This window comes from Pseudomonas sp. B21-047 (genome assembly GCF_024748775.1).
GTDB classification, from domain to species: domain Bacteria; phylum Pseudomonadota; class Gammaproteobacteria; order Pseudomonadales; family Pseudomonadaceae; genus Aquipseudomonas; species Aquipseudomonas capeferrum.
Window position 1 is genome coordinate 3,405,550 of the sequence record NZ_CP087169.1, and the last position, 25,388, is coordinate 3,430,937.

A 25,388-nucleotide genomic window follows, 5' to 3' on the forward strand; every position below is an offset into this window, starting at 1 on the left:
GAAACGGTTGCGCCGCTGTGCCAGACGTCACGTAACATAGCAGCAGATGCCAAGCTAAGAACATGGCTGACAGACGTGAATTCAGCTATCTGGTTTATCACCGCTCATCGCCTGGGCGCAACGACGAAAACAGTCTAACTGCGCGGCAAGCAGATGCACCCTGCGCTACCCAAGGCCTGTTCGCACCTTATGGAGCAGGTCACTGACCTGAAACGGTTTGATCAGCAGGTCCATCCCGGTATCCAGGAACGCCTGACGATCCAGCGCAGTCTCGGCGTAGCCGGTCATGAACAGCACCGGTAGCGCCGGGCGGTAACTACGTGCCATATCCGCCAGCTCGCGGCCGCTCATGCCTGGCAGCCCGACATCGGTCAAGAGCAATTCGATACTGGCGTCTTCACGCAGGCAGTCCAGCGCTTGTTCGGTGGTCTCCGCCAAGGTGCAACGATAACCCGCATCGGCCAGCACTTCTGCCACCGACAGGCGTACCGAGGCCATGTCTTCGACAACCAGCACATGCTCGCCGGCGCCCTGCTGGTTCAACGGCGACGCTTGCTCCTCACAGGCCACCTGACGGCTACTGGCCGGCAACATCAACGTCACCTCGGTGCCCTGCCCTGGCACGCTGCGGATCGACACATGCCCGCTCGATTGGCGGGCAAAGCCATAGATGGTCGACAACCCCAGCCCGGTACCTTGGCCGACCGGTTTGGTGGTGAAAAAGGGGTCGAAGACCCTTTCCAGAACCTCAGGCTCGATGCCAGCGCCATCGTCGCGTACGGTCACCGCCACATAGGGGCCGTCTTGCAGGTAGGCATTGCCGTGCGACCAACTCGCGGCAGTGTTGACCCAGATATGCCCACCCTGGGCCAAGGCATCACGGGCGTTGATCACCAGGTTGAGCACTGCGCTCTCCAGCTGGATCGGGTCGACCAGGGCAATCGTCGGCTCGCTGGAAAGCGCCAGCTGCAGCACGATACGTTCGCCAATGGTGCGGGTGATCAGCTCTTCAAGCGAGCGAACCCGTTCGTTGACGTCCACCGGGCGGGTGTCGAGCGGTTGCTGACGTGCGAACGCCAACAGCCTGTGGGTCAGCGATGCTGCGCTCATGGCCGAACTGAGCGCAGCGTCTGCGTAGGTGGGGATTTTCTCCAGTTGGTTTTGCCCCACCCGTTTGCGGATCAGTTCCAGGCTGGTAATGATACCGGTCAGCAGGTTGTTGAAATCATGGGCGATCCCGCCTGTGAGGCTGCCCAGGGCATCCATCTTCTGCAATTGCAGCAATTGCGCCTCGGTCTGCGCCCGCTGCGCCATTTCCCGCGCCAGGCGGGTATTGGCGTCGTCCAGGCGCGCCAGGTGCGAGCGCTCGCGGTGGCGATGCTCGGTGACGTCCTCGACAAACACCAGGCATAACCCCGGCGCCCGGTAGGGCGAGAGCTGCCATTCGGTGTCGCGTTGCAGGCCGCGCACGCTCATGCCCAGGGTGCCACGCCAGCGCCGGCCATCGGCCATGTGCTGGCGCAAGGCGACAATGGCGGCTTGCTGGCCGTCGACAAAGCACTCCTGCAGTGTGTCGGGGTTGCGGTTGTCCTGGATCAGCTGGGCAAATGCACGGTTGCACTCATGCACCTTGAGCCCGGCATCGAGCACGGCGATCGGTGCCGACACATTGTTGAAAATTTCCCGGAAGTTGGCCTCGCTTGCGCGCAGCGCCCGCTCGGTATCGCGCACCCGCATCAGGGTCCGAAGGGTGGCGACCAGTACATCCGGGTCCACCGGGTGCACCAGGTAGGCGTCGGCACCGGCATCGAGCCCGGTAATGATGTCGCCGGTCTGGATCGACGCCGCCGACACGTGAATCACCGGCAGCAAGGCGGTCTCAGGGTCGGCACGGAGCAACCGGACAATATCGAAGCCGCTCATGTCGGGCAGGTTGACATCCAGGATCAACCCATCGATCTGCTCACTGTGGATCAGTGCCAACCCGTCGCCACCGGTGCCCGCTTCAAGGATCTGGTAGCCATGCAACGCCAGGCGCCGGCGCAGCGCATAGCGGGTGGCTGCGTTGTCGTCGACGATAAGCAGGCGAATGTCAGGGTTCATCAGCGCTCTCCTGGGCCAGAGCCAGCGGAATGATGACAAAGAACGTGGAACCGGCGCCCGGTACGCTCTCCACCCCCACCTCGCCGCCCAACAAGGCCGCGAAGCGTTTGCACAGTGACAAGCCAAGGCCGGTGCCGCGCAGGCGTTTCTGCAGCGGCGAGTCGATCTGGGCGAAGTCTTCGAACAAGCCACCCAGCAGCTCAGGGGCGATGCCGATGCCGGTGTCGGTGACAGCAAAACGGATCTGGTCGTTGCCCAGCAGTTGCGCCGACACCCGCACCTCTCCGCGGGTGGTGAACTTGAGCGCATTGGCGATGAAATTGCGCAGGATCTGCGCCAGCTTCTTGTCATCGGTGTAGATCTGCGGCAGCCCCTCTGGCTCTTCGAAGATCAGGTCCACGCTACCGGTGTCGACGATTGGCCGGAACATCCCGCGCAAGGCGGCGAACAGGTCGAGCATGTCGAACCAGGCTGGCGAGATGGTGATACGGCCGGCCTCGATCTTGGCCAGGTCGAGCAGGTCGTCGACCATGTCGCTGAGTTCGCGCGTTGCAATGCTGACGAAGGCCACCTGCAATTGCTGCTCCTTGCTCAGCGGCCCGTCCACCTCATCGGCGAGCAGGCTGGTGATGCTCAGGATCGAGCCCAGCGGCGTGCGGAACTCATGGCTCATGTAGGAAAGGAAGCGGCTTTTCAGGTCCGATGCCTGGCGTAACTGCTCGGCTTGGGTGTCCAGCTCTGCATAGAGCGCCAGCACCCCCTGGTTGGTTTCTTCCAGTTCTGCGCGCAGCGCTTCATTTTCGGCCTGCAGGCGTGCCACACAGGCAGCCTGCGCGGCGCGGTTTTCGGGCGTTGACTCAGGCATGCACGGTCTCCAGGTCGAGCACCAGCACAGTCACATCGTCCCGCCCACGACAGAAGTCGCGATGCAGTACCGCAGCGATCACGGCCGGGTGGCGGTGTAGCAGGCCCGGGTAGGCTTGGAGGTTCCAGCGCGATTGCAGGCCGTCACTGAACATGATCAACAGATTCCCCTTCACATGCGCGTAGTCGAACACTTGCCCCTTACGGTATTGCCCGCCGACGATGCCCGGGTGAGAGGCCAGGCCACGCGGTCTATCGCCACCGACCAATGTTGCGCCAATGTTACCGATGCCGATGAACTTCACGCTGTCGTGCCCCCCTTCATACTGGGCAATCGCAACAGCCCCACCGCGCGTACCTGCCATGGCCTGGTGCAATTCGCCCAGCAGATGTAGCGGTGCACTGAACGGGCTCTGGGCGAACGCCTGGGCACCGGCCTTGGCGGCGCGTTCAGCCTCCTCGCCATGGCCCAGGCCGTCGATCAGCAACGCACTCAAACGCTGCTCGCCGAGCGTCACGTGCCACGTATCACCGCAGGCCGGGTCGTCATGCAGCGAATGCTGGCTGATACCCAGGCGAATGTCCCTGGGCGTATCAGCCTGTTTATAAAGGCGCGCCAGCACCACGGCCCCTTGGGCATCGCTGTGCACATCGAATACCTGCGCCAAGCGGCTGACAGCGCCCAGGCCAATACCCGCGGTTGCGCCGGTGGAGTAACCGTCGACCAGGCAATGGTTGAGGTCGAAACCTTGGCCGCGATCCACCGCCAGCAGTTCGATGCCAGGCTGGCTGGCAGGGCCAAGCACGCGCAGGTGCAGTTCGCCGCATTTGGCATGCTTGAGCACATTGCTGGCCAGTTCTGTCGCGACAATGGCCGCCCGGCCCGCATCGGTGGCGTCAAAGCCCTGCTGTTCGGCGAGTTTCTGCGCGACCCGTCGGGCGTGCCCGACCTGGGTGCCATCATCAATGCGCAGGACCTGGGTCAGGCTTGCGGTCAGGTTCATATCCATCGGGTGATCATTACCCGGGTGCCTTGCCCGGGCGCGGTATTCAGTTCGAACTCATCGACCAGGCGTCGCGCCCCGGTCAGGCCAAGGCCCAAGCCACTGCCGGATGTCCAGCCATCGGTCAAGGCCAGTTTGATGTCGGCAATGCCTGGCCCCTCATCCCGGAAGACCAGACGTACACCCGTACGCCCAGCCTCTTCGATGACCTCCCAGTCCATGTCGCCGCCCCCGCCGTACACCACGGTGTTGCGGGCCAGCTCACTCACGGCCGTGACCAGCTTGGTCAGGTCGACCAGGCGCATGCCGCAGTCACTGGCGAGCTTGCGCGTCAATTGGCGGGCCAGCACGACGTCCTGTTCGATGCGTACCGGCTGGCTGCCATGCTCGCGAATGGTCATGGGCGGCCTACCCGCTTGCGCAACAGGTGCATGCCCCGGTCGACATTGAGTGCAGTGCTGACCCCGGGCAGGGTTAGCCCGAGCTCCACCAGAGTGATCGCGACCGCTGGCTGCATGCCGACCAGGACGGTCTCGGCATCCATGATCCGTGACAACCCCGAAATAGTGGCGATCATGCGGCCGATGAACGAATCGACCATGTCCAGCGCCGAGATGTCGATCAGCACGCCCCGGGCGCTGGTGTGTTCGATGCGATCGGTAAGATCGTCCTGCAGGCGCAGTGCCAGTTGGTCATGCATGTCGACCTGGATGGTCACCAGCAGGAACTCGCCCATTTGCAATATGGGGATACGCTCCATTGCCTCACACTCGCTCGCCAGCAGTGGTACCCAGGCGCGACAACGCCAGTTTCAGCGCATCGGCCAGGTTGGACTTGGTGGTCAGGGTGCCCAGGTCCAGGCCCAGGTGCACGATGGTTTGCGCAATCTGCGGGCGCACGCCGCTGATGATGCAGTCGGCGCCCATCAGGCGGATGGCGGTTACGGTCTTGAGCAGGTGCTGGGCCACCAGGGTATCGACCGTCGGCACACCGGTGATGTCGATGATGGCGATTTCCGAGCCTGTGTCGACGATGCGTTGCAACAACGACTCCATCACCGTCTGGCTGCGCTGGGAGTCAAGCGTGCCGATCAATGGCAGCGCCAGTACGCCCTCCCACAGTTTCACCACCGGGGTGGACAGCTCCAGCAGTTCCTCTTGCTGACGCTTGATCACTGCCTCTCGGTTTTTTTGGTAGGTGCGGATGGTGTGCAGCCCGAAGGCATCGAACAGTGAAGATATTTCCCATAGCTGTTCGGCCAGCAGCGCGGGCTGCTCGCGGTAATGGGCTTGAAGCAGGTCGAACAGCGGCCCTTTCAGGGCAAAGATGAAGAACGCGGTCTGGTGGGATTCCTGACCGACCTGCGCACGGCTGGCAGAGAGTTTTTCCAGGAAGCGGCGCGTCTCCTCCCAGCCTTCGGCGCCAATGTGGGTGCCGCTCTCACGGCCCAGGCCGTCGATCACCAATTGCAGGAAATCACGGGTCTCCTGGCGCAGGTCCTGTTCACGGATATTACGCGCCGCCCCCTTGGCTTCGAGTGCTTCAAGCCAACTACGCTGCAACTGCGCCTGATTGCCGACAATCGCTTCCAACGTACTGCTTTGCAGTGCTGCCATGTCAAGTTCGCTCCGATATGCCTCGCCGGTGCCTCGAGAATCGTGCCGGCTCCGGAAAGTGACATTTGCCAATGAAAATAGTTGTGGCGATCGGCAATTAATTGCATTGCGCCGCCATGCGTGCCGCTAACTCTAGGCCATGTTTACGGCCCGCGTTGGCGACGAGCTATCTCCCGACAAGCAAATCGCAGCCCCCTACTTCCCCAGCCATGCATGAACCGCCGTTTAAACCTCGCCATCGTCGTGACCGCCGCCTCGCGGGCGCTACTGCCCGCCGGCTGCGGGCAAGCTGGCTAGAAATGCAGCGATCTGCCGGCTGCCGCGCAAGTGCACGGTAGCAACATCGGGCCCGATCGCCTGGCGCAGTGCATCGATACCTGGGCGGTAGCCACGGTCGAACTGCCACACGAAATTCAGGAACGTCAGGAACGCCCGGTCGAGCTTCTCTGTACACCCCGCGGGCAGGTCAGGCCGGGGCCGGTTCATCACGCTGCGTACGATCACCCGCTTGAAGCAGGTCAGCCGAGGCGTATCGAGCCAGATGACCAGGTCCGCACGGGGCAGGCGCAGGTCGAAGGTGCGCCGGGCATAGTTGCCTTCACACACCCAGGCCTGCCCCGCAATCGCCTCGCCGACCCGGGTGCGGAACTGCTCGGCGTCAGGCTCGACCCAGCCGGCCTCCCAGAACAAGGTGTCCAGGTGAACCACCGGCAGGCCGAGGCGCTTGCCCAGGGCGCGGGCAAGGGTCGACTTGCCGCTGCCGGCATTTCCCAGAATCACAATCCGTTGCATGGCGGCTTCCTGTGGCGAAAAAAGCCGGCAATTGTGCGGGTTTTGGCCAATCAACCCAAGACCAGAATGCGATCAAAGGCGCCGAATTACACTTTCTTACTCTTTCACGTGTACTCCAGGAAGACTGACCCTCACCAACTCGGCAAAGTACCGCGCACCGGTCATCAGTATTTCGTCGTTGAAGTCATAGCCGGCATTGTGCAGGGGCGTCGCTCCGTCCTGCCCCTCTGCGCCGTTGCCAATGAACACGAAGTTGCCTGGCACCGTCTGGATGAATGCGCCGAAGTCTTCGGAAATCATCATGGGTGACACCTCTGGGTCTATGGCCTTGTCACCCACCACATTGCGTGCAGCTGCAATGGCAATGTCGGTATTGTTCGCCCAGTTTACGGTCGGCGCAAACTCGTGGCTGTACTCGAACCGGCACGTGGCGCCATGCATTCGGCAAATGCCTTCACTGATTTCGCGCAGCGGCTGATGTTCTGGCTGCCGAGCAGCAGCAAGTCGTGTTGCAGCAGCTCGGCCAAGGCTATCTCGCTGCGCCCTTCGAGCGCCCATGGGTGCTCTGCGCAGACATAGGCCCGCAATGGCACCCGCCCCAGATAAAGGCTACGCAAGTCGCTGTCGAGGGCGCTGGGTGTAACCACCATGTCCATGCCTTGATGAAAGCGCTCAAGCAGTTCGGCATGAGGCGCATCCACGGTCAGGATCATCGGGTCGTCCTTGCCCAGCGTGGTGATGAAGGGCGCGATCAACTCACTGATGGTGGCAGGCGTGGCGGCGATGCGCAGGTCGCGCAGTTGGCCGCTGGCCAAGCTTTGCGCGGCAATGCTGATACTGCGCGCCTTCTCCACCAACTGCCGCGCCAGCGGCACGAGGGTATGGCCCGCAGCAGTCAGGGCCAAGCGGTTGCGATGGTGCCCGAACAGCTGCAGGCCCAGCTCCTGCTCCAGGGTCTGGATCTAACGGCTCAACGCGGGCTGAGCCAGGTGCAGTTTATGGGAGGCCGCGGTCACGGTGCCTAGATCGACCACTGCAAGAAAGCACTCGATCCGCCTGATATTCACTGTGCAGGTACTCTTAGGCCAATGCAGGACGTGCCCGTGAACAGGTCATCACAGCTAAGGAAATCACGGGTTCGCATGGCACGCATCATAACGGGCTTTGCAACATTGCTACAGAGGCTTGCGGATACGCCGACGGCGCTCATGCCCCCATGTGCATCTCGCGAATCAGCTTCTTGTTGATCTTGCCAATGCTGGTCTTGGGGATGTCGGCAACGAAATGCACCTGCCGCGGAATCGCCCACTTGTTGATCTGCCCGCAGTCGACGAACTGCTTCAGGTGCGCCTCGAGCATCGGCTGGTCAAGGCTGCCGCCTGATGCACGCACCACCAGGGCGATAGGCCGCTCGCCCCACTGCTCGTCAGGGATGCCGACCACCGCCACGGCGCTGACCGCCGCATGCTGGCTGATCAGGTTTTCCAGGGTCAACGAGCTGATCCACTCCCCGCCGGTCTTGATCACGTCCTTGATCCGGTCCTTGATCTCCAACACCCCGTGGCGGTCGATCGAGCCCATGTCACCGGTGTGCAGCCAGCCGTCCTGCCACAGTTCGGCGCCTTTGAGCGGCTCGTGCAGGTAGCCCTGGGTCAACCAGGGTGAGCGCACCACGATTTCACCCAGCGACTCACCGTCGTGGGGCATGGCGTAACCCTGGGCATCGATGATGCGCAGGTCGACCATCGCCACGGGGGCGCCGGTTCTGATCCGCTGCGTGACCTGCTCGGCCATGGGCAAGGCCAGGTCGGCTTCGCGCAAGTGGGTCAGGGTCAGCAGCGGGCAGGTCTCGGACATCCCGTAGCCACTGTAGATCAACATGCCACGCTCGCTGGCCTGGCGGGCCAGGCCGTGGGTCAACGCGCTGCCACCGAGCAGGATCTTCCAGCGGCTGAAATCGGTGTGCTGGCCTTGCTCGCAGTCCAGCATCATCTGCAACAGGGTCGGCACGCAGTGGGAGAATGTCACCCCTTCGTCGCGGTACAACCGCACCAGGGTGTTCGGCTCGTAGCGCCCGGGGTACACCTGCTTGACCCCCAGCATCGTGGCCACGTAAGGCACGCCCCATGCGTGCACATGGAACATCGGCGTGATGGGCATGTACACGTCGCTGGACCGTAACAGTGGCTGGCCATCGTAGGCGGCGAAGGTGCCCAGTTCGTTGAGGGTGTGCAGCACCAGCTGGCGGTGGGAGAAGTACACCCCTTTGGGGTTGCCCGTGGTGCCGGTGGTGTAGAACAGCGTCGCCACCGAGTGCTCGTCGAAGTCGTCGAACTCGGCTTCAGGGCTGGCGGCGGCCAGCAGCGCTTCGTACTCGCCCAGCACGGGCAACGAAGTGGCCGGCGCCTGCGCGTCCGTAAGCTGCACGTAGCCGCGCACGGTCCCCAGCTGACCGTGAATCTGCTCCAGCAGCGGCACGAAGTCGTCATGCACCAGCACCACTTCGTCTTCGGCGTGGTTCATGGTGTAGGCAACCTGCTCGGGGGACAGGCGCACGTTCACCGTGTGCAACACCGCACCCAGCATCGGCACGGCAAAAAAACACTCGAGCGAGCGGTGGCTGTCCCAATCCAGTAGCGCCACGGTATCCCCGGCCTGCACCCCGGCCGCACGCAGCGCATTGGCCAGGCGCCGGACCCGCTGGTCGAGGTCGCGGTAGGTGTAGCGCAGCTTGTCGGCGTAGACGATCTGCTGTTCCGGCTGGTGGCGGACCCCTGACATCAGCAGGCGTTTGATCAGCAGGGGGTAGGCATAGGCACCGGCTGCCGGCGGCATTATTTTTGTCTTGGCCATGTAGGTAGCTTCCAGTTGTTCGTGTTCGGTTCGACTAAAAGGCACTCACGCGCTCATCCGCGTGGGCGCCTGGGGTTGGCACACGCGCTCGTCAGGTGGCGTCGGCGCAGCACACGTCTCGGGCTCGGCGGCAACAAAGCGCTTGTCCGGCAGCAGGAAGTACGACAACGCCGGGATCAGCACCAGGGCACCCAGCATGTTCCACAGGAACATGAAGGTCAGCAGGATGCCCATGTCGGCCTGGAACTTGATCGGCGACCAGGCCCAACCGACCACGCCCGCCGCCAGCGTGATGCCGACCAGGCCGACCACCCGGCCTGTGAAGGCCACGGCGTTCTGGTAGGCCTCGCCCAACGAGCGGCCCTGGCGCTGGTAGTGCAACTGCACGCTGAGCAGGTACAAGGCGTAGTCCACGCCAATCCCGACACCCAGGGCGATGACCGGCAACGTGGCCACTTTCACGCCAATGCCCATCGCCACCATCAAGGCCTCGCACAGCACCGAGGTCAGCACCAGCGGCAACAGCGCCACCAAGGTCGCCCGCCAGCTGCGGAAGGTGATCAGGCAAAACAGCGTGACCGCCAGGTAGACGAACAGCAGCATGGTGCGGTTGGCGTCACGGACCACGATATTGGTTGCCGCCTCGATGCCGGCGCTACCGGCCGCAAGCATGAACTGGCGCTCTGGGGTGCTGTTTTCGCGGGCAAAGCGGTCGGCGATAGCCACCACATCGTCGAGGGTCTGGGCCTTGTGGTCCTTGAGGTAGGCGATCACCGGCATCAGCGAACAGTCGTTGTTGAACAGCTCCGGGGCGTTGACCGACGCTTGTTGGGCGGCATAGTTGAGCATGTCCTGGTTGCGCTGCAGGCTGCTCATCTTCGGGTTGCCCTCGAACGAGCCTGCGGTGATCTGGCGCACGGCGTTGACCAACGAAACGGTGGTCTGCACGCCCGGGTACTGCTGCAGCTCCCAGGCCAGGCGGTCGGCGAGCATCAGCGTCTGGTAGCTCAGGCAGCCTTCCGGTGGGGTCTTGATCATCACCGCAAACAGGTCGCTGGACAGTGCGTAGTGGCGGGTGATGTAGGCGTTGTCGCGGTTGTAGCGCGAGTCGGCGCGCAGCTCCGGCGCACCGCTGTCGAGGTCACCGATCTTCAGTTGCAGGCTTGCCCAGAAACCAACTGCGCCCATCAGTACGGCCACCAGCACCGCGCCGGTCGCCCACTTGCGCGTGGTGAAGCGGTCGAGCGCATCCCACAGCTTGCCAAAGCCGCGGTGCTCGACGGCGCGGCGGTCGATGCGCAGAGCACGCTCGGCGGCCTTGCGGCCCACGCCGACATACGACAGCGCCACCGGTATCAACAGCAACGAGGTGAAGATCAGTACCGCAACCCCAATGCTCGCGGTGATCGCCAGGTCCTTGATCACCGGGATGTCGATCAGCATCAGCACGGCAAAGCCCACGGCGTCGGCCAGCAGCGCGGTGACCCCGGCCACGAACAGGCGCCGAAAGGTATAGCGCGCGGCTACTTGCCTGTGCGTGCCGCGGCCGATGTCCTGCATGATGCCGTTCATCTTCTGCGCCGCATGAGAGACGCCGATGGCGAAGATCAGAAACGGCACCAGGATCGAATAAGGGTCGATGGCATACCCCAGCCAGCCGACGATACCCAGTTGCCACACCACCGCCGCCAGCGAACAGCACACCACCAGCAAGGTACTGCGCACACAGCGGGTATACAGGTAGATGATCAGCAGCGAAGTGCCCACCGCCAAGGCGAAGAACATCATCACCTGGACCAGCCCGTCGCTCAGGTCGCCCATCAGCTTGGCAAAACCGATGACCCGCACCTTGTACTTGCCGTGGCCCTCCTCGCCTGCCCTGCGCGCCTTGCTGTCGCCGGCGTACTCGTACTTGTCGCGCAGTTGCTGTTCGAGCATCTGCGAGAACTGCCGGTAGTCGATGCCGCGGCCGGTGGCCAGGTCGTGGTCGAGCAGCGGCACCACCAGCATGCTCGACTTGAAGTCGGTCGCCACCAGGCTGCCGACGATGCCGGCACGGTTGATGTTCTGCCGCAGCTGTTCGATGTCGGCCGGCTTGCCCTGGTAGTCGTCGGGCATCACCGTGCCGCCCTGAAAGCCCTCCTCGGTGACTTCGGTCCAGCGCACACCGGGGCTCCACAACGACTTCATCCAGGCGCGGTCCACGCCCTGGGCGAGAAACAGCTCGTCGTTGATCTGCTTGAGCACATTCAGGTACTCAGGGTCGAAAATGTCGCCCTGGGTGTTCTCCACCACCACCCGCACCGAGTTACCCAGGCCGCGCAGCGATTTGCGGTTGTCCAGGTAGTTCTGGATGTAGGGTTGGCTCTGCGGGATCATTTTCTCGAAACTGGGCCGCAACTCCAGGCGGGTCAGCGCCAGGTAGCCCAATACCCCCGTGACCAGCACCATGAACAGCATGAACAGCGGGCGGTAGTTGAAGACCATGCGCTCCAGCAGGTTGCCGGAGCGGGGATCGAAATCCTTCAGGTCGCGGATCACCGGCAGGGTGTCTTGCTTGATGTTGGCCATCACGAGTTCTCTTCGAATGCTCAGGGTTGTTATCGGGCCGGCAGCACGCGTACACCGCGTTCACCCACCAGTACGGTGCCGTTGCTGCGGGCCTGCACCGCAGCGGTCACCGGCGCCGGCGGCACCTGGGGCTGCACGGCAAAACTCAGGCCGCCGTCGCGGCTGCGCAGTACCTGGCCGGCCTGGCTGAACAACCAGTAGTCGCCGTTGCTGTCGATGCTGGCAGCCGTGATGCTTTGCGTAACCCCCGTGTTCACCCGGGCCCAGCTCTGCCCGCCGTCACTGCTGCGCGCCACATGGCCACGCAGGCCATACGCAAGCACTTCGCCGGGTTTGCCGAGCACCCCGAACCAGGTCCCCTGGTAGGGGCTGGGCAAGCTGACGAAACGCTGTTGTCCAGCCTGCCACTTGAGCAGCAAGCCCTGTTCACCGGCCACGTACAGCTCATCACCGATTGCATGGATGGCATTGAGGTGCAGGCCTTGCGGGTTGTCGGTGCGGTCCTGCATCGGCACCCAGCTGTTGCCGCCGTCGTCGGTGCGCAGGATCAGGTTGAACACGCCCACTACGTACCCGTGCCGGGCGTCAACGAACCACACGCCAAGCAAGGGTTTGTCGGCGCCCTCCTCCACCAGCCGCCGGCCTTCGGCGGCAAATGCCGGCCATTGGGGATCGTCCGGATGCGCCTTGGCCAAGGCCTGGTAATGCGCCTCGACCAGCGTGCCGATCTGCCGGCCGTCAAGCTGCCGGGCCCAGCTCGCCCCCCCGTCGCGGCTGTGCAGGACCACGCCATCGTTGCCCACCGCCCAGCCTTCGCGCGCGTTCGCAAAGACCAGGGCGTTGAGGTCGGCACTGACCGGCACACTGGCCTGGTGCCAGTCCTGGCCCTGGTTGTCGGAATACACGATGTGCCCACGCGGCCCCACCGCCACCAGCCGATCCCCCGCCCGCGTCACATCGCGCAGGGGGCTGAGCACCGCCTGCGCGCTCGGCTTGGCCGGCAAGTCCAGCACATCGACATACCCAGCCGCCCGCGCCGGGCCTTGAACGCCAGCCACAGCCATGGCCAACGCCAGCGCCCACGGCGCCCATTTTCTTGAACAAGCCATGCCACATCCTCTGCAGACTCTGCCGGCTGCCCTTCTGGCGCAGCCGGCAGGTTGATCGTCGGGGGTCAGCGAATACCGGCGCCGGCGAGGGCTTCGGGCGACCACTGCGCCTTGGACAGAGGGCTGATGTACTCGATACCACCGTGCGGGCCGATCAGGCCGTTGATGTTGTAGCTGCCGCCGACCAGGTCGTAGACCACATGCGGGTTGTTGTTGGGGATCTGCACGTCGTAGCTCTGTGTGAAGAAGCTGTAGGAGCCGCGATACAACTGGCCTCGGGCGTCGTACTGGTCGGACGCCAGGGCGAACCAGCTGTCCTCGTCCAGGTAGAAGCGGCGTTTGGCATAGATGTGCCGGGCATTGCCCTTGAGAGTGCCCTCGACCACCCAGACCCGGTGCTTCTCCCAGCGCACCTGGTCTGGCGCCAGGTGGTTGGGTGTGGTGAGGCTTTTCGGGTCGTGAATGTAGGTCAACCGGTAGGTGTTGTACGGCACGTACATTTCGCGCTTGCCCACCAGGTGCCAGTCATAGCGGTCCAGCGCACCGTTGAACACATACACATCATCGAAGGTACCGGAGCCGGCCGTACCGGGGTTTGGCGTGTCGTAAGCCAGGTTCGGTGCCAACTTCACCCGGCGCTGGCCCGGCAGGTACTGCCAGGCACGGCGTTCCTGTACCAGTGGGTTGGCGGCATCCTTGAGCATCATCGACTCACCGGCACGGCGTGCCGGGCCTTCGAAGTACAGCTTGGTCTGGAAATAGATGTCCTTGGCTCCGATGACCTTGTTCAGGTCCTCGTAGATCGGGTAGGCGTTGTAGGCCAGGCCCGTGGTGGCCAGGGCTGCCACACCGGCTGCGTCGACGTTCCACGAATCGTACTTGGCCTTCTGCGCTACGCCCTGGTAGCGCAGCAGGTGGTTCCACATGGCTTCGGCGCCCGACTGCGGGATGGGGAACGGCACGCCAGGCAACACATTCTCGATGGCCAGGCCATCCTGCAGCGACTTGGCGTTGGCGGCATTTTTCAGGGTGTTGTCCAGCAGCGCCTTGGGCAATGCCGCCGTACGGTGGCTTGGGTAGACCTCGATGCGGAAGGTGGGGAAGCGCTTGGCCAGCTCCACCGTGGTGGCGGTCAGCGAGCCCTGGTACTGGTCGACGTTCTTGCCATCGATCACCAGCAGTGGCTTTTCCGCCGTATAGGGGTCAGGCCGCAGGGTATCGCCTTGCTTGAAACCGGCAGGCGGGGTGTTCAGGCCGCCCTCGTAGGGCGGGATGGAGCCGTCGGCGTTGCCCGCCTGGTCGGCCCCCACCACGGTCAGGTCCTTGCCCAGCCGGGCGATGTCCTGGGCCGGTGCGCCCGCGTGGGCATGCCCGGCGAAGATGACCGCCAGCGAGGCGCACAGCAGGCTGTTGAGATGCTTCATCGCGTTTCTCCGCTTGTTGTTGTAGTGGCGTTTCAGAAGGTGGTCTTGAACGACGCGGTGACCATGCCGCGGTCCTTCAACAACGGCGCCAGGCCTGCCTGCGAGGTAATCTGGCCGGGGATGCACTGGTAGCGCCCGTTGGTGCCTGGGGTGTTGTTGTCGGTACCGGTTTCGCAGGTATCGAACTTGCCGAAGGAGTCGACATACTTCAGGTCGAACTTGTACTTCTGGTAGACATCGGCGGCGATGCCCACCGAGTAGCTGCCCGAATCCTCGTTGCCGCCCAGTTGCACGGCAGAGTTGCCCTTGAGGCCGACGTTGTAGGACAGCGGCATGGAGATATCGACCCCAGGCAGCGCCTGGAACCAGGTCGGCGTGAAGTTGACCGCCAGGGTGTAGGCGTTGGTGGTGACCTTGTCGACACCCTCGTAGCTGGAATCACCCTTGAAGGTCTGCTCACCCTTGTCGACGCTGACCAGGTGGGTCATGGCGCCCTCCACCGCCAGCGACGAGGCGTCCCACAGTGGCGTGGCACCGAACGTGACCAGGCCGTTGAGCACCACATGCAAGGTCTTGCCGCGGGCCAGGCCGGTCTCGCCGTTGCCCGGCACCTCGCCGATCAGGTTGGTGCCGCCCGCCGTGCCCGCCAAGGCCTGGTACAGCGGCCCGTTGATGGTGGTGAAGTTGCTGATCAGCGGCATGTTCTCGCGGTAGTTGACGTCCAGCCCGACACTCACCGGCCCGACGTTCTTCGCCAGGCTGATGCCGTAGATATCGATGTCGTCGGCGTAGGCCGCCATATAGCTGGTACCGTCCAGGCTGCCGGTGTGCAGGTTGGGCGCATTGATCAGCACGGCCGGGGTCGGGTCGGAGGTGTTGCGGTAGTAGAAGCCCAGGGTGCCGTCGAGCCATTCCGGGCTCCACTTGGCCATCAGGCCGAAGTCGCCCGCGTTGCGTGGCCGGATGTCATGCCCGCGGGGCGCACCGTAGAACGCACCGGCCCCGCCAACGGCATTGGGCACCGGCAGCCAGAAGATATCGCCACCCTCGCCGAGCATGTCGTAGGCGCCCATGTAGGTACCGCCTTCGGGCAGGCGCGAGTTGTCGAACTCGAGGAAGTACTGCGCCGCCAGCGTCAGCTCGGGGTTGACCGTGAAGCTCAACGACAGCTGCTTGCGCGGCAGGAACAGCTCTTTGGTTTCGGTGCCCGGCACGTTGTACAGCTTGGCCAGGTCCAGTGCCGACTGGCCATAGTTGATGCCGTTGGCGGCGTTGAACAATGTCTCGCCCCAGTACACCGAGTGCCAGCCAAGCTTGCCACTCAACATCGACTCGTCGCCGATCTCGGTGTTGTAGAAGACGAAGGCATCGAGAAACTCGCCGGACGGCCCATTGTAGTAACGGTCGCTGTAACGGCTCAGGCCATGATGACGCGCCGGGCCGCCGGCCAGCACGGTGCCCGCCGGCAAGCCTGCGGCCGGGCGCGCCAGCACCAGGTTGCCGGCATTGCCCTGCTGGCCGGGGAACGGGTTGCTGTTCGAGCCGACGTCGTCATAGGCATGGTCGTACCAGCTGGCGGCGCTGACGCGCATGCCCATGCTGCCCTGATAGACGATATCCAGCTCGGTGAGCAGGTCCAGGCGCTGGGTAACCGCGCTACCCACACTGAAATTCTTGTCGCCGTCATTGAGATTGGAGGTGCGGGCGACCTTGGCGTTTTCGCCTTCGACCCGCTGGCCGTAGCTCAGCTTGGCGGTGTTGTCGAAGCGCACGCTCCAGTCGGGGTCGGCGATGTCCAGCTGGAATGCCTGGGCAGCGGGTGCACCGGCGATCAGCAGCGTGGCCATGAGGTTACGGCGGGGAAGGCAGAAGAGAACGTTCTTATTGTTGTTCATGCGATGTCTCTGCTTGGGTGAGTCTCTGCTTGGGTGATAGATGCGCCCTAGTAATCGAGTTGCCGGATCAGGGCCTCGGCGTGGGGCCATGGGCCGTAGCCCGAGGCAGGGTTGAGGTGGCCGACGGCACCGAGCTCGAGCAGCTCGCTGCCCCACTGCGCGGCCATGCCGGCCACTGCGGCGGGGCTGGCCAGGTGGTCATTGCTGCTGGCCGCCAGCAGGCTTGGGAAAGGCAGCGGGCCGCCCGGCAGCGGCGCCCAGCCGTGGGCGCGCAGGCTGTCAGGGCTGGGGTAGCCTTGCGGCCAGTCGCTTTGCAGGTCAGGGGGGGCGGCGAGCAAGGCGCCCTTGATCGGGCGCTGATAACGTGCGGCCCAGTGCACCACCATCAGCACACCGGCACTGTGCGCGACCAGGATCACCGGGCCATCGATTGCGGCCAGTTCACGCTCGATCGCCTCGACCCGCGCCGTGCAACTGAGCCCGTCGGTTGTCAGCGGCGGCACGGCACGCACCTTGGCCAGGCGAGCCTGCAACAGGGTTTGCCAATGTTCTGCCACATGGTCGCGCAGACCGGGAACGATCAGCACGGTAGCGGCGGTTTGCAGTTTTTCCATGTCAGGGCCCTTTGCTCTGGATCACTCGGTCGATTGCCGACTGCTTGAGGGCCAGAGTAAAGCGTCGTTCCGGCACACGCTTTACATTGCGCGTCAGCCATTTTTCAGTTGATGACACAGTTGGCATGGCGGCCCGCACGCCCTTGGTGAGTGGGACCAGCGGTCTGAAAATGGCTTTGCATCCGATGACACAAACGCTATAAGTGACTACCCGCCAGCGCAGCGGGACGCCCATCAAGAACACGTGGAAAACAACAAATATGACCGTGCTCGCCCGTGCTGCTTCGCTGACCAATTACCTGGAAGTCTCCCGCCATCTGGGCCTCAATGGCCATGGGCTGCTGGCCCAGGCTGGCCTCAGCGCTTCATTGCTCGAAGCCCCCGACCAGCGCATTCCAGTCGCTGCTGCGATCAACGTGCTCGAAGAGTCGGCGCGCCTGAGCGGCTGCGAAGCCTTCGGCCTGCGCATGGCCGAACTGCGCCAGTTGTCGGATTTTGGTGAAGTCAGCCTGCTGATCAGCCACCAGCATTCGCTGCGCGATGCGCTGCAGGTGATCGTGCAATATCGCCATGTGCTCAACAATGCCCTGGCGATTCACGTCGAAGAAACCGGCAAGACGGTGATCATTCGCCAGGAAGTCATCACCGAGCAGCCCATGCACAGCCGCCAGGCCATCGAGCTGGCCATCGGTGTCATGCACCGCTTCTGCTCGGCGTTGCTGGGCGCGCACTGGCACCCGGTCAGCGCCAATTTCACTCACGCTGCCCCCGCCGACCTGGCCATCCACCGCCGCATCTTCGGCTGCAAGCTGGAGTTCAACAGCGACTTCAACGGCATCGTCTGTTCCGCCGCCGACCTGGACACGACCAACCCACAGGCTAACGAAGCCATGGCGCGCCTGGCCCAACGCTACGTGTGTGCCCTGCAGGATGACGGCAACCCTTCGCTGGTGCACGAGGTGCGCAAATCGATCTTTCTGCTGATGCCGATGGGCCGCGCCACCATCGAGCACATCGCCCAGACCCAGGGCATGAACGTGCGCACCTTGCAGCGCCGTCTGGAAGAAGATGGCGCCACCTTCAGCGAGCTGGTCAACAGCGTGCGCCGCGACCTGGTGCTGCGCTACCTGGAAAGCCCCGGCTATTCACTGGGGCGTATCGCCGACATGCTTGGCTATTCCATGCACAGTTCATTCACCCGCTGGTTCATCAACCAGTTCGGCCAACCACCGGCCACCTGGCGTGTGCAGCATGACCTGCACACGCCGCACAAACGCGCCCGCAGCGCCGCGCAAGGGCCTGTCACCACGCGTTGAGCGCCTGGTGTATTTGGGGCCACCAGGTGCCTGGCTTGGCATTTTCAGCGCCTATCAGATCGAGCGCCGCCCGCGCGGCGCATCGCGACGCAAGGCCGCTCCTACATCTGTTTCGGGCCAATTATTCCTGAGGCATTTGCGCGCGGCCCCTTGGTGCCCGCCTCAATGTTGCGTCGAACAAACAAGGCGGTCGCGCGCTTATGTCACAGGCATAACTGGCCCGAAACAGATGTAGGAGCGGCCTTGCGTCGCGATGCGCCGCGCGGGCGGCGCTCGATCTCCGCCCCACCTCCAAACCCAAGACAGGCACCTAGCCGCCATCATCCTATCTCCCGACAAGCACAAACCAGCCCCACTTCCCCAACATTCCGTGAAGAAACCTAAAAAAGCCGAGGCCATCCTGGCCTCCGTCGCCTGGGCAAGCGCCAGGCTGTTCATGACAGGGTCTCCTGGCAGGCCATCACGATGAACACCCGATCACCCTCCACCTCCACGGGGTAGCTGGCCACCTTGAGCGCCGTGGAATTGAGCAGGTAGCCGCTGGCCAGGTCGAAGCGCAGGCCATGGGCCCGGCACTGGATAACGCCACCGTCCAGCTGGCCGGCGCACAGCGACGACCCTTGGTGCGGGCAATTGTCGTCAATGGCCAACAAGCGCCCGGCGATATTGAACAGCGCCAGGCTTTTGCCTGCATGCTCGAACAACGCGCGCCCGCCGACAGTGGGCACGCGCTGGGCCGGCACCTCGATACGCTGCGTCATGCGTCGGCCCCCGCTGCTGCCGAACGCGACAGCGCCAGCTGCATGGCGTCGAGCAACGCCTCTGGCGGCTGCGCACCGAACACGGGCAGATGATCGTCGAACACGAAACACGGCACACCCCGGCTGGCGATGTTCGCGCTGGCACTGGCAAACGGCCGGCCATCGCCGCGCAGGCTGCCGGCCATCGCGGCAGGCGCAAAACCGCACTGCTCGGCAATACGCAACAGCGTGGCGCGGTCGCCCAGGTCTTCGCCCAGCCGGAAATACGCTGCAAACAGCCGCTCCAGCAGCGCTTCGAGCTGCTGCTCGCTGCCCAGCTCGGCGGCATGCAACAGCAAGCGATGAGCGTCTGCTGTGTTGGGCATGCGCGCAATGCGGCTGAAATCGAGCTGTTCACCTACCGCACTGGCGGCCTCCTGTACCTGGGCCTGGCGTTGGCGCACCGCCTCGTCACTGCCCAGGCGGCGCTGGTAGAACGCGGCGAACGGCTGGCCGGCCACAGGCATGTCGGGCAACAACTGCACGCCCTGCCAAGCCAGGTTGATCACGACCTCGGGCCGCGCTTCGCGCAACTGCGCCAGCGCACGCTGCAATTGCCGCTTGCCGATCAGGCACCACGGGCAGATGAAATCGACGTACACATCAATCGACAATGAAGGGTTCACGTTCGGGCCTCCAGTACAGGCTCGACAGGCGCTGGCATGCTTTCGCCCAGGGCCAGGCGCGCCATGTCACGGTGGTAGTGGCGCTTGGCGTAGAAGAACACCGCCGCGGCGGCGATGCTGATCAACGGCACCAGTTCAAAGGCGGCCTGCAAGCCGATCAGGTCGGACACCTTGCCGGTGATCAACGGGCCGGTGGCCAGGCCGAGCAAGTTGTTGCTCAAGGTCAGGGTGGCGAAGGCAGTGCCATGCACCGTGTAGTGGGTCAGGTTGGCGACCATGGCGCTGGACGGGCCATTGGTGCCGGCGGCTATCATCATGCCCAGGCAGATGAGCACCAGTTGCGGCATGCCCGCCGGCAAGGCGAAGGCCACCGACAGCAGCACGCAACTGCCCAGGCAATAGGCGATGGCCAGGCTGATCTTGCGATCAGGGCGGTTGCGCCCCATGCGGTCGCACAGCATGCCGCACAGCACGATGCCCACCCCACTGCACAGCACGATGAGCGCCGCCACCGCGCCGGCCTGGTCGGTGCTCATGGCGTAGTAACGGTTCAGGTAACTGGGGAACCAGACGATCACCGTGCCGCCGACGAACAGCTGCAAGCCGCTGCCCACGTAGGCGCTGATGACCGAACGGCTGGAATACAGCGTGCGCAACGGCCGCAATGCCTTCAGCGCAGCCTTGTCGGCGGCATCGGCCAGGCCCCTCGGGGCAATGCGCGCCTCACGCACGATCAACGGGTAGAGCACCGCCAGGGCCAGGCCAAAGAACGCCATGCCGGCAAACGCCCAGCGCCAGCCCAGGTGCTGGGCCATCACGCCGCCCAACGCCATGCCCAGCACCGAGCCGAACATGCCCCCGGCCATGAACGAGCCGGCCAGGGTGGCGCGCATCTCGCGCGGGAACACCGCCACCACCACGGCGATGCCGACGCTGCCGTAAGCGGCCTCGCCAACACCGACCAGAAAGCGCGCGATGAACATCTGCTGGTAGTTCTCGGCGACAGCGCAGCCCAGCGTGGCCAGGCTCCACATCACCGCCATGAAGGTCAGACTCTTGATCCGGCCGATGCGGTCGGCGAGCAAGGACAGCGGAAAGGTCAGCAGGCCGACCATCAAGGCGACGATACCACTGAGCAGGCCGAGCTGGCTGTCGCTGAGCTGCCACTCCTGCTTCAGCAGCGGGAACACGGCATTCAGCACTTGCCGCGACATGTAGTCGGAGATCAACAAACCGAAGGTCAGGGCAAAGACGATCCAGGCGTAGCGCCGGGGGATGCCCAGTGATGTATCAGTGCCGGGTTCTGACGCACTGGCGTGGTAGGTGGCCATGCTGCCTCCTCGGGTATCTGGCTTGGGTTGTTTTTGTTGTTATGGGTAACAGCCGATCAGGTACTACTGGAAGAACAACAGCGCGCTATGGGCCCTGCAAAAACATGTGGGAGCAACTGCCTTGCTCAAGCGGCTCCCACAAGCCCCTGCTCATTCATCACGCGCGCTGTGGCACGCCCTTCTGCCCTGGCCGGCGGTTCGGCGCCATGCCGTTGGCCAGCAAGGTTTGCTCGACGGTCGCGTACTGCTCGCCGATGCGGTAGATGGCGCGCGCTTCCTTGCCGCTGGCCACCTCACGCCCCAGTTCGTGCGCCACGCGCACGGTCTGCTGAATCTGCTGCACCGAGGTGAACGGCTTGCCGTGCTGGTCGATGATGGTGTCTTCGATGCCACAGCGCGGGTGCAGGCCCATGGCCAGGGCCATGGTGTTGAACGGCAGCACATTCTTGAGCAACGACTCCGCAGTCAGGGTGCAACCGTCCGGCGCCCGGTGCACGAAATTGAAGAAGTTGAACGGGTTGGGGCCGTCAAAGCCGCCACCAATGCCGATCCAGGTCAGGTTCAGCGGGCCTTTGTAAACGCCCTTGCGCACCAGGCGCTCGAGGGTTTCCAGGGCATGCATGCCGGTCAGCTGGAAGTGCGGCTGGATGTTGCTCGCCTGCAGGCGGCGCAAGTGCTCTTCGACCCAGGCCGGCCCCGCAGGCACGGTCATTTCACTGTAGGCGGCCTGGATCCCGGGGCTGGCCAGCGATGTGCCTTCCAGGTACTCCGGGTACAGCAGCTCCATGATGTTCATCTGGGTGGTGTTGATCGCCACCGTCACCTGGTCCGGCTTGGGGGTCAGCTCGGCCAGCATGTGCCGGGTGTCGTCGCTCAGCCACTTGGCCGCTTCACCTTCGCCTTCGGGCGCAAAGGAAATCGAGCCACCCACCTGGATGATCATGTCCGGTACCGCTTCGCGGACCCCAGCGATCAGTTCGTTGAACTTGGACAGGCGCTTGGAGCCGGTGCCATCGAGTTCGCGAACGTGCAGGTGGAGCACCGTGGCGCCCGCTTCATAGCAGTCGACTGCCTTTTGCACCTGCTCATCCATGGTGACCGGGATGTCCTGCGGGAAATCATCCGGCATCCACTCGGGGCCATAGGGCGCCACGGTGATGACTACCTTTTCCATGTTTTCCGGGTGCAGCGAGTCGTCGAAGAATTGCATGTCTGATCCTCAGTCTTGTTCTTGTCTGTTCAGAAGGTGCTGTCGCCCATGATCCCGGCACGCTCCATCTTGCGATGGCAGGCCGGGTAGTCCATGACGGCGTAATGCTGGGTGCTACGGTTGTCCCAGATGGCGATGCTGTTGGGTGTCCAGCGCCAGCGCACCTGATACTCGGGGATGTACACCTGGCTCACCAGGTAGCGCAGCAGGTCGGCGGCACCGGGGTTGGCGTCCTGGCCGAAACGCACACGTTCGGGGGTGTGGTAATTGCTGAAATGGGTGGCGAAGGCATTGACGAACAGCACCTTCTCGCCGGTTTCCGGGTGGATGCGCACCACCGGGTGCTCGGCGTCGGGGTAACGCGCCTTGAGCGCAAGGCGCTTGTCCAGCGGCATGGCCGCACCAAAGCTGGCCTCGATGCTGTGCCGGGCGCGCAGCCCTTCGACCCTGGCCTTGATCTCGGCCGGCAGGTTGTCGTAGGCCAGCACCATGTTCGCCCACATGGTGTCGCCGCCTACCGGTGGGCATTCGACGCAGCGCAGCACGCAGCCCATCGGCGGCGCTTCGCGCCAGGTGGCGTCGGTGTGCCAGGCATTCTCATAGCGGTCGGCCGGCTGATCGGGGCGCTTGTAGATCTGCACCAGGCCGGGGTGCTCCGGGTCGCTGCCGGCGACCGGGTGGTCTTCCAGCTCGCCGAAGCGGCGGGCAAAGGCCACATGCTCGGCGCGGCTGATGGCCTGGTCACGCAAGAACAGCACCCGGTGCCTGAGCAGTTGGGCGCGGATCTCGGCGAACAGGCCGTCATCATGAATGGCATCGGCCAGCCTGACGCCCACCAGTTCGGCACCGATGGCGCAGGTCAGTTGTTCGACTTGCATGGCAGTGCCCCCTCAGATGACGAAGATCGACGAACCCGTGGTCTTGCGTGACTCCAGGTCACGGTGGGCCTGCACCGCATCCTGCAGGGCGTAGTGCTGGTTGATCTCGATGCGGATGCGGCCACTGCTGACATGGTCGAACAGCTCGCTGGCCAGGCGGGCTTTTTCCGCCGGCTCGGCGATATAGTCGGCCAGGGCCGGTCGGGTCATGAACAGCGACCCCTTGATCGCCAGGATCTGCGGGTCGAACGGTTCGATGGGGCCGGACGCAGTGCCCACGCAGACCATCAGGCCGCGGCGCTTGAGCGAGTCCAGCGAGCCCATGAAGGTGTTGCGGCCAACGCTGTCGAAGACCACGTTGACGCCCACCCCGTCGGTCAGCTCACGCACGCGGCTGGCCACATCCTCGTGGCTGTAGTTGATGGTGTGGTCGCAACCATGGGCGCGTGCCACCTGGGCCTTGGCGTCGGTGGACACCGTGCCGATCACGGTCAGGCCCAGCAGTTTGGCCCACTGCGAAACGATCAGGCCGACGCCGCCCGCCGCAGCGTGCAGCAGGATGCTGTCACCCGGCTTGAAGTCGTACAGGCGGCGCATCAGGTACGACGCCGTCAGGCCGCGCATGGTCATGGCGGCGGCGGTCTCGAAGGACAGGGTTTCCGGCAGTTTGATCAGTGCTGCTGCGGGAATCAGGCGTTCGGTGCTGTAGGCGCCGAGGGTGTTGATAAAGCCGGTGTAGGTCACCCGGTCGCCAACAGCCACATGGCTGACGCCCTCGCCCACCGACTGCACCACACCCGACGCTTCCACGCCCATGCCATTGGCCAGCGGGATCGGGTAGGTGCCGTTGCGAAAATAAGTGTCGGCGTAGTTAAGGCCGACCGCCACGTGGCGCAGGCGCACCTGCCCAGGGCCCGGCTCGCCGACTTCGACGTCTTCGTAGCGCAGGACCTCAGGCCCTCCGGTTTCGTAGAAACGTACCGCTTTGGCCATGCCAATCTCCTTTCTTGTCGTTCTTGTTAACCGATAAACCGCGTGTTGAAGGGCAATTTAGGCCGTTGCGCCAAGCGGCGCTTATCATCGGACGACAACGGTTTTTCAGTTGATGACAGCGCGCATGGCACAAGCGCTCAGAGCGCTGAAAGGGCACCATCGACGGCGATGGCCTGGCCGGTCATGTAGCTGTTTTCGCGGGCACACATTGCCCGCCCCCCGTGGCGGCACGGGCGAGGATCTTCTTCGCCAGGCTCATTCGGTGCACTTCGTTGGGGCCGTCATAGATGCGGAAGCTACGGGCATCACGGAAGATCCGCTCGACAATCGATTCGCCCGTGACGCCCTGCCCGCCCAGCACCTGCACGCAGCGGTCGATCACCCGCCAGATGGCCTCGGAGCTGAGCACCTTGGCCATGCTCGACTCGAAATTGCCACGCTCGCCCTGGTCCAGTACCCAGGCGCAATGCCAGATAGCCAGGCGCGTGGTATGCAGGTCGATTTCGTTGTCGGCGAGCATGAAGCCCACGCCCTGATGCTCGCCCAGCGGCTTGCCGAACGACATTCGCCGGTTGGCATAGTGGCAGGCCTCGTCATGGGCGCGGCGGGCCTGGCCCAACCAGCGCATGCAGTGGGTCAGGCGGGCCGGCGCCAGGCGCACCTGGGCGTAACGGAAACCTTTGCCCACCTCGCCCAGCACATCGCTGGCCGGCACCCGCAGGTTGTCGAAGCGCAACACCGCATGGCCGCCGGCAAAGCAGCTGTCCAGCGAGCCCATCATGCGTTCCAGGATAAAGCCCGGGCGGTCGGTGTCGGTCAGGAACATGGACGCGCTACCGTCCTCCATGCGCGCCATGATGATCGCCAGCTGCGCGCCTTCGGCACCGGTGATGAACCACTTCTGGCCATTGATGACGTAGTCGTCACCGTCACGCACTGCCTGGGTGGTCAGCATCGAGGGATCGGAGCCGGCACCTGGGCTCGGCTCGGTCATGGCGAAGCACGAGCGGATGTGGCCCTGCACCAGTGGCCGCAGCCAGCGGTCTTTCTGCGCCGGCGTGGCCACGTGTTCCAACAGGTGGATATTGCCTTCGTCGGGCGCGTGGATGTTCAGGGCGACGGGCCCCAGTGGCGAATAGCCCGCCTCTTCGAAAATGATCGCCTTCTCGATATGGCTCAGACCCAGGCCGCCCATTTCACGCGAGGCATGCGGGGTCAGCAGGCCGTGTTCACGGGCCCTGTCGAGCAGCGTCTGGCGCAGCTCAGGCGATGGACCATGGGCTGTCTGGCGGGGGTCATGCTCCATCGGCAGTACCGATTCGGCAATGAAGTGCCGGACTTTGGCTTGCAGGGCGAGCTGTTCGGCTGGCAGGGCAAAATGCATGGTGG

General features: G+C 64.0%; 24 protein-coding genes. 1 reads left to right on the plus strand and 23 read right to left on the minus strand.

Annotated features, from left to right (window positions below):
* Nucleotides 1-165: 165 nt before the first annotated feature.
* The 16 genes from LOY26_RS15400 to LOY26_RS15470 form a co-directional block, all read right to left on the minus strand.
* The gene (locus LOY26_RS15400; protein WP_186664425.1) at nt 166-2,103 is read right to left on the minus strand and encodes a response regulator; all 1,938 of its coding nucleotides are present in this window, start codon (nt 2,101-2,103) and stop codon (nt 166-168) included.
* Nucleotides 2,093-2,968 (minus strand): sensor histidine kinase KdpD, encoded by an 876-nt coding sequence (locus LOY26_RS15405; RefSeq protein WP_186664427.1) that lies wholly within the window; start codon nt 2,966-2,968, stop codon nt 2,093-2,095. The genes LOY26_RS15400 and LOY26_RS15405 overlap by 11 nt, the downstream gene beginning before the upstream one ends.
* A complete protein-coding gene (locus tag LOY26_RS15410) occupies nt 2,961-3,977 on the minus strand; it encodes an anti-sigma regulatory factor (RefSeq protein WP_186664429.1) in 1,017 nt (338 codons plus the stop codon). Before LOY26_RS15410 ends, LOY26_RS15405 begins: the two co-directional genes overlap by 8 nt.
* Nucleotides 3,968-4,372, minus strand: a complete 405-nt coding sequence (locus tag LOY26_RS15415) for an anti-sigma regulatory factor (RefSeq protein WP_186660907.1) — start codon at nt 4,370-4,372, stop codon at nt 3,968-3,970. Before LOY26_RS15415 ends, LOY26_RS15410 begins: the two co-directional genes overlap by 10 nt.
* Nucleotides 4,369-4,731 (minus strand): STAS domain-containing protein, encoded by a 363-nt coding sequence (locus tag LOY26_RS15420; protein WP_033698520.1) that lies wholly within the window; start codon nt 4,729-4,731, stop codon nt 4,369-4,371. The genes LOY26_RS15415 and LOY26_RS15420 overlap by 4 nt, the downstream gene beginning before the upstream one ends.
* A 4-nt stretch (nt 4,732-4,735) precedes the next feature.
* The gene (locus tag LOY26_RS15425; protein ID WP_258713756.1) at nt 4,736-5,587 is read right to left on the minus strand and encodes an STAS domain-containing protein; all 852 of its coding nucleotides are present in this window, start codon (nt 5,585-5,587) and stop codon (nt 4,736-4,738) included.
* Nucleotides 5,588-5,851: 264 nt separating this feature from the next.
* Nucleotides 5,852-6,379 carry an AAA family ATPase gene (locus LOY26_RS15430; RefSeq protein ID WP_047583374.1) on the minus strand — a complete coding sequence of 176 codons (528 nt, stop codon included), beginning with the start codon at nt 6,377-6,379 and terminating at the stop codon, nt 5,852-5,854.
* A gap of 96 nt (nt 6,380-6,475) precedes the next feature.
* Nucleotides 6,476-6,820, minus strand: a complete 345-nt coding sequence (locus tag LOY26_RS15435) for a M20/M25/M40 family metallo-hydrolase (RefSeq protein WP_258713757.1) — start codon at nt 6,818-6,820, stop codon at nt 6,476-6,478.
* Nucleotides 6,766-7,284: a LysR substrate-binding domain-containing protein gene (locus LOY26_RS15440; RefSeq protein WP_258713758.1), complete on the minus strand. Its 519-nt coding sequence runs from the start codon at nt 7,282-7,284 to the stop codon at nt 6,766-6,768. Before LOY26_RS15440 ends, LOY26_RS15435 begins: the two co-directional genes overlap by 55 nt.
* A gap of 57 nt (nt 7,285-7,341) precedes the next feature.
* The gene (locus LOY26_RS27065; RefSeq protein ID WP_408980737.1) at nt 7,342-7,446 is read right to left on the minus strand and encodes a LysR family transcriptional regulator; all 105 of its coding nucleotides are present in this window, start codon (nt 7,444-7,446) and stop codon (nt 7,342-7,344) included.
* Between the two features lie 139 nt (nt 7,447-7,585).
* Complete coding sequence (locus LOY26_RS15445) at nt 7,586-9,232, minus strand: fatty acid--CoA ligase (protein ID WP_156311478.1); 1,647 nt, start codon at nt 9,230-9,232, stop codon at nt 7,586-7,588.
* Nucleotides 9,233-9,277: 45 nt separating this feature from the next.
* Nucleotides 9,278-11,803, minus strand: a complete 2,526-nt coding sequence (locus LOY26_RS15450; RefSeq protein ID WP_258713759.1) for an RND family transporter — start codon at nt 11,801-11,803, stop codon at nt 9,278-9,280.
* Nucleotides 11,804-11,832: 29 nt separating this feature from the next.
* Entirely contained in the window at nt 11,833-12,912 is a 1,080-nt protein-coding gene (locus LOY26_RS15455) for a YCF48-related protein (protein WP_258713760.1), read from the minus strand.
* Between the two features lie 65 nt (nt 12,913-12,977).
* Nucleotides 12,978-14,336 (minus strand): DUF1329 domain-containing protein, encoded by a 1,359-nt coding sequence (locus tag LOY26_RS15460; RefSeq protein ID WP_258713761.1) that lies wholly within the window; start codon nt 14,334-14,336, stop codon nt 12,978-12,980.
* A 32-nt stretch (nt 14,337-14,368) separates the two neighbouring features.
* A complete protein-coding gene (locus LOY26_RS15465) occupies nt 14,369-16,231 on the minus strand; it encodes a DUF1302 domain-containing protein (RefSeq protein WP_258713762.1) in 1,863 nt (620 codons plus the stop codon).
* A 47-nt stretch (nt 16,232-16,278) separates the two neighbouring features.
* A complete protein-coding gene (locus LOY26_RS15470; RefSeq protein ID WP_258713763.1) occupies nt 16,279-16,845 on the minus strand; it encodes an alpha/beta hydrolase in 567 nt (188 codons plus the stop codon).
* A gap of 260 nt (nt 16,846-17,105) precedes the next feature.
* On the opposite strand from LOY26_RS15470, the gene LOY26_RS15475 reads away from it, so the two are divergent.
* Complete coding sequence (locus LOY26_RS15475; protein ID WP_033698543.1) at nt 17,106-18,161, plus strand: AraC family transcriptional regulator; 1,056 nt, start codon at nt 17,106-17,108, stop codon at nt 18,159-18,161.
* A 434-nt stretch (nt 18,162-18,595) separates the two neighbouring features.
* Here the strand turns inward: LOY26_RS15475 and LOY26_RS15480 are convergent, their stop codons facing one another.
* The 7 genes from LOY26_RS15480 to LOY26_RS15510 all read right to left on the minus strand — a co-directional run bounded on the left by LOY26_RS15480 (nt 18,596) and on the right by LOY26_RS15510 (nt 25,383).
* Nucleotides 18,596-18,922 carry a Rieske 2Fe-2S domain-containing protein gene (locus LOY26_RS15480; RefSeq protein WP_033698544.1) on the minus strand — a complete coding sequence of 109 codons (327 nt, stop codon included), beginning with the start codon at nt 18,920-18,922 and terminating at the stop codon, nt 18,596-18,598.
* A complete protein-coding gene (locus LOY26_RS15485; RefSeq protein ID WP_258713764.1) occupies nt 18,919-19,587 on the minus strand; it encodes a DsbA family oxidoreductase in 669 nt (222 codons plus the stop codon). Before LOY26_RS15485 ends, LOY26_RS15480 begins: the two co-directional genes overlap by 4 nt.
* Entirely contained in the window at nt 19,584-20,918 is a 1,335-nt protein-coding gene (locus tag LOY26_RS15490; protein ID WP_258713765.1) for an MFS transporter, read from the minus strand. Before LOY26_RS15490 ends, LOY26_RS15485 begins: the two co-directional genes overlap by 4 nt.
* 157 nt (nt 20,919-21,075) lie before the next feature.
* Entirely contained in the window at nt 21,076-22,128 is a 1,053-nt protein-coding gene (locus LOY26_RS15495; protein ID WP_258713766.1) for a 3-keto-5-aminohexanoate cleavage protein, read from the minus strand.
* Between the two features lie 29 nt (nt 22,129-22,157).
* Nucleotides 22,158-23,006 (minus strand): TauD/TfdA family dioxygenase, encoded by an 849-nt coding sequence (locus LOY26_RS15500; protein WP_258713767.1) that lies wholly within the window; start codon nt 23,004-23,006, stop codon nt 22,158-22,160.
* Nucleotides 23,007-23,018: 12 nt separating this feature from the next.
* The gene (locus LOY26_RS15505) at nt 23,019-23,999 is read right to left on the minus strand and encodes a quinone oxidoreductase (RefSeq protein WP_033698552.1); all 981 of its coding nucleotides are present in this window, start codon (nt 23,997-23,999) and stop codon (nt 23,019-23,021) included.
* Nucleotides 24,000-24,180: 181 nt separating this feature from the next.
* Complete coding sequence (locus LOY26_RS15510) at nt 24,181-25,383, minus strand: acyl-CoA dehydrogenase family protein (protein WP_258713768.1); 1,203 nt, start codon at nt 25,381-25,383, stop codon at nt 24,181-24,183.
* Nucleotides 25,384-25,388: the final 5 nt, after the last annotated feature.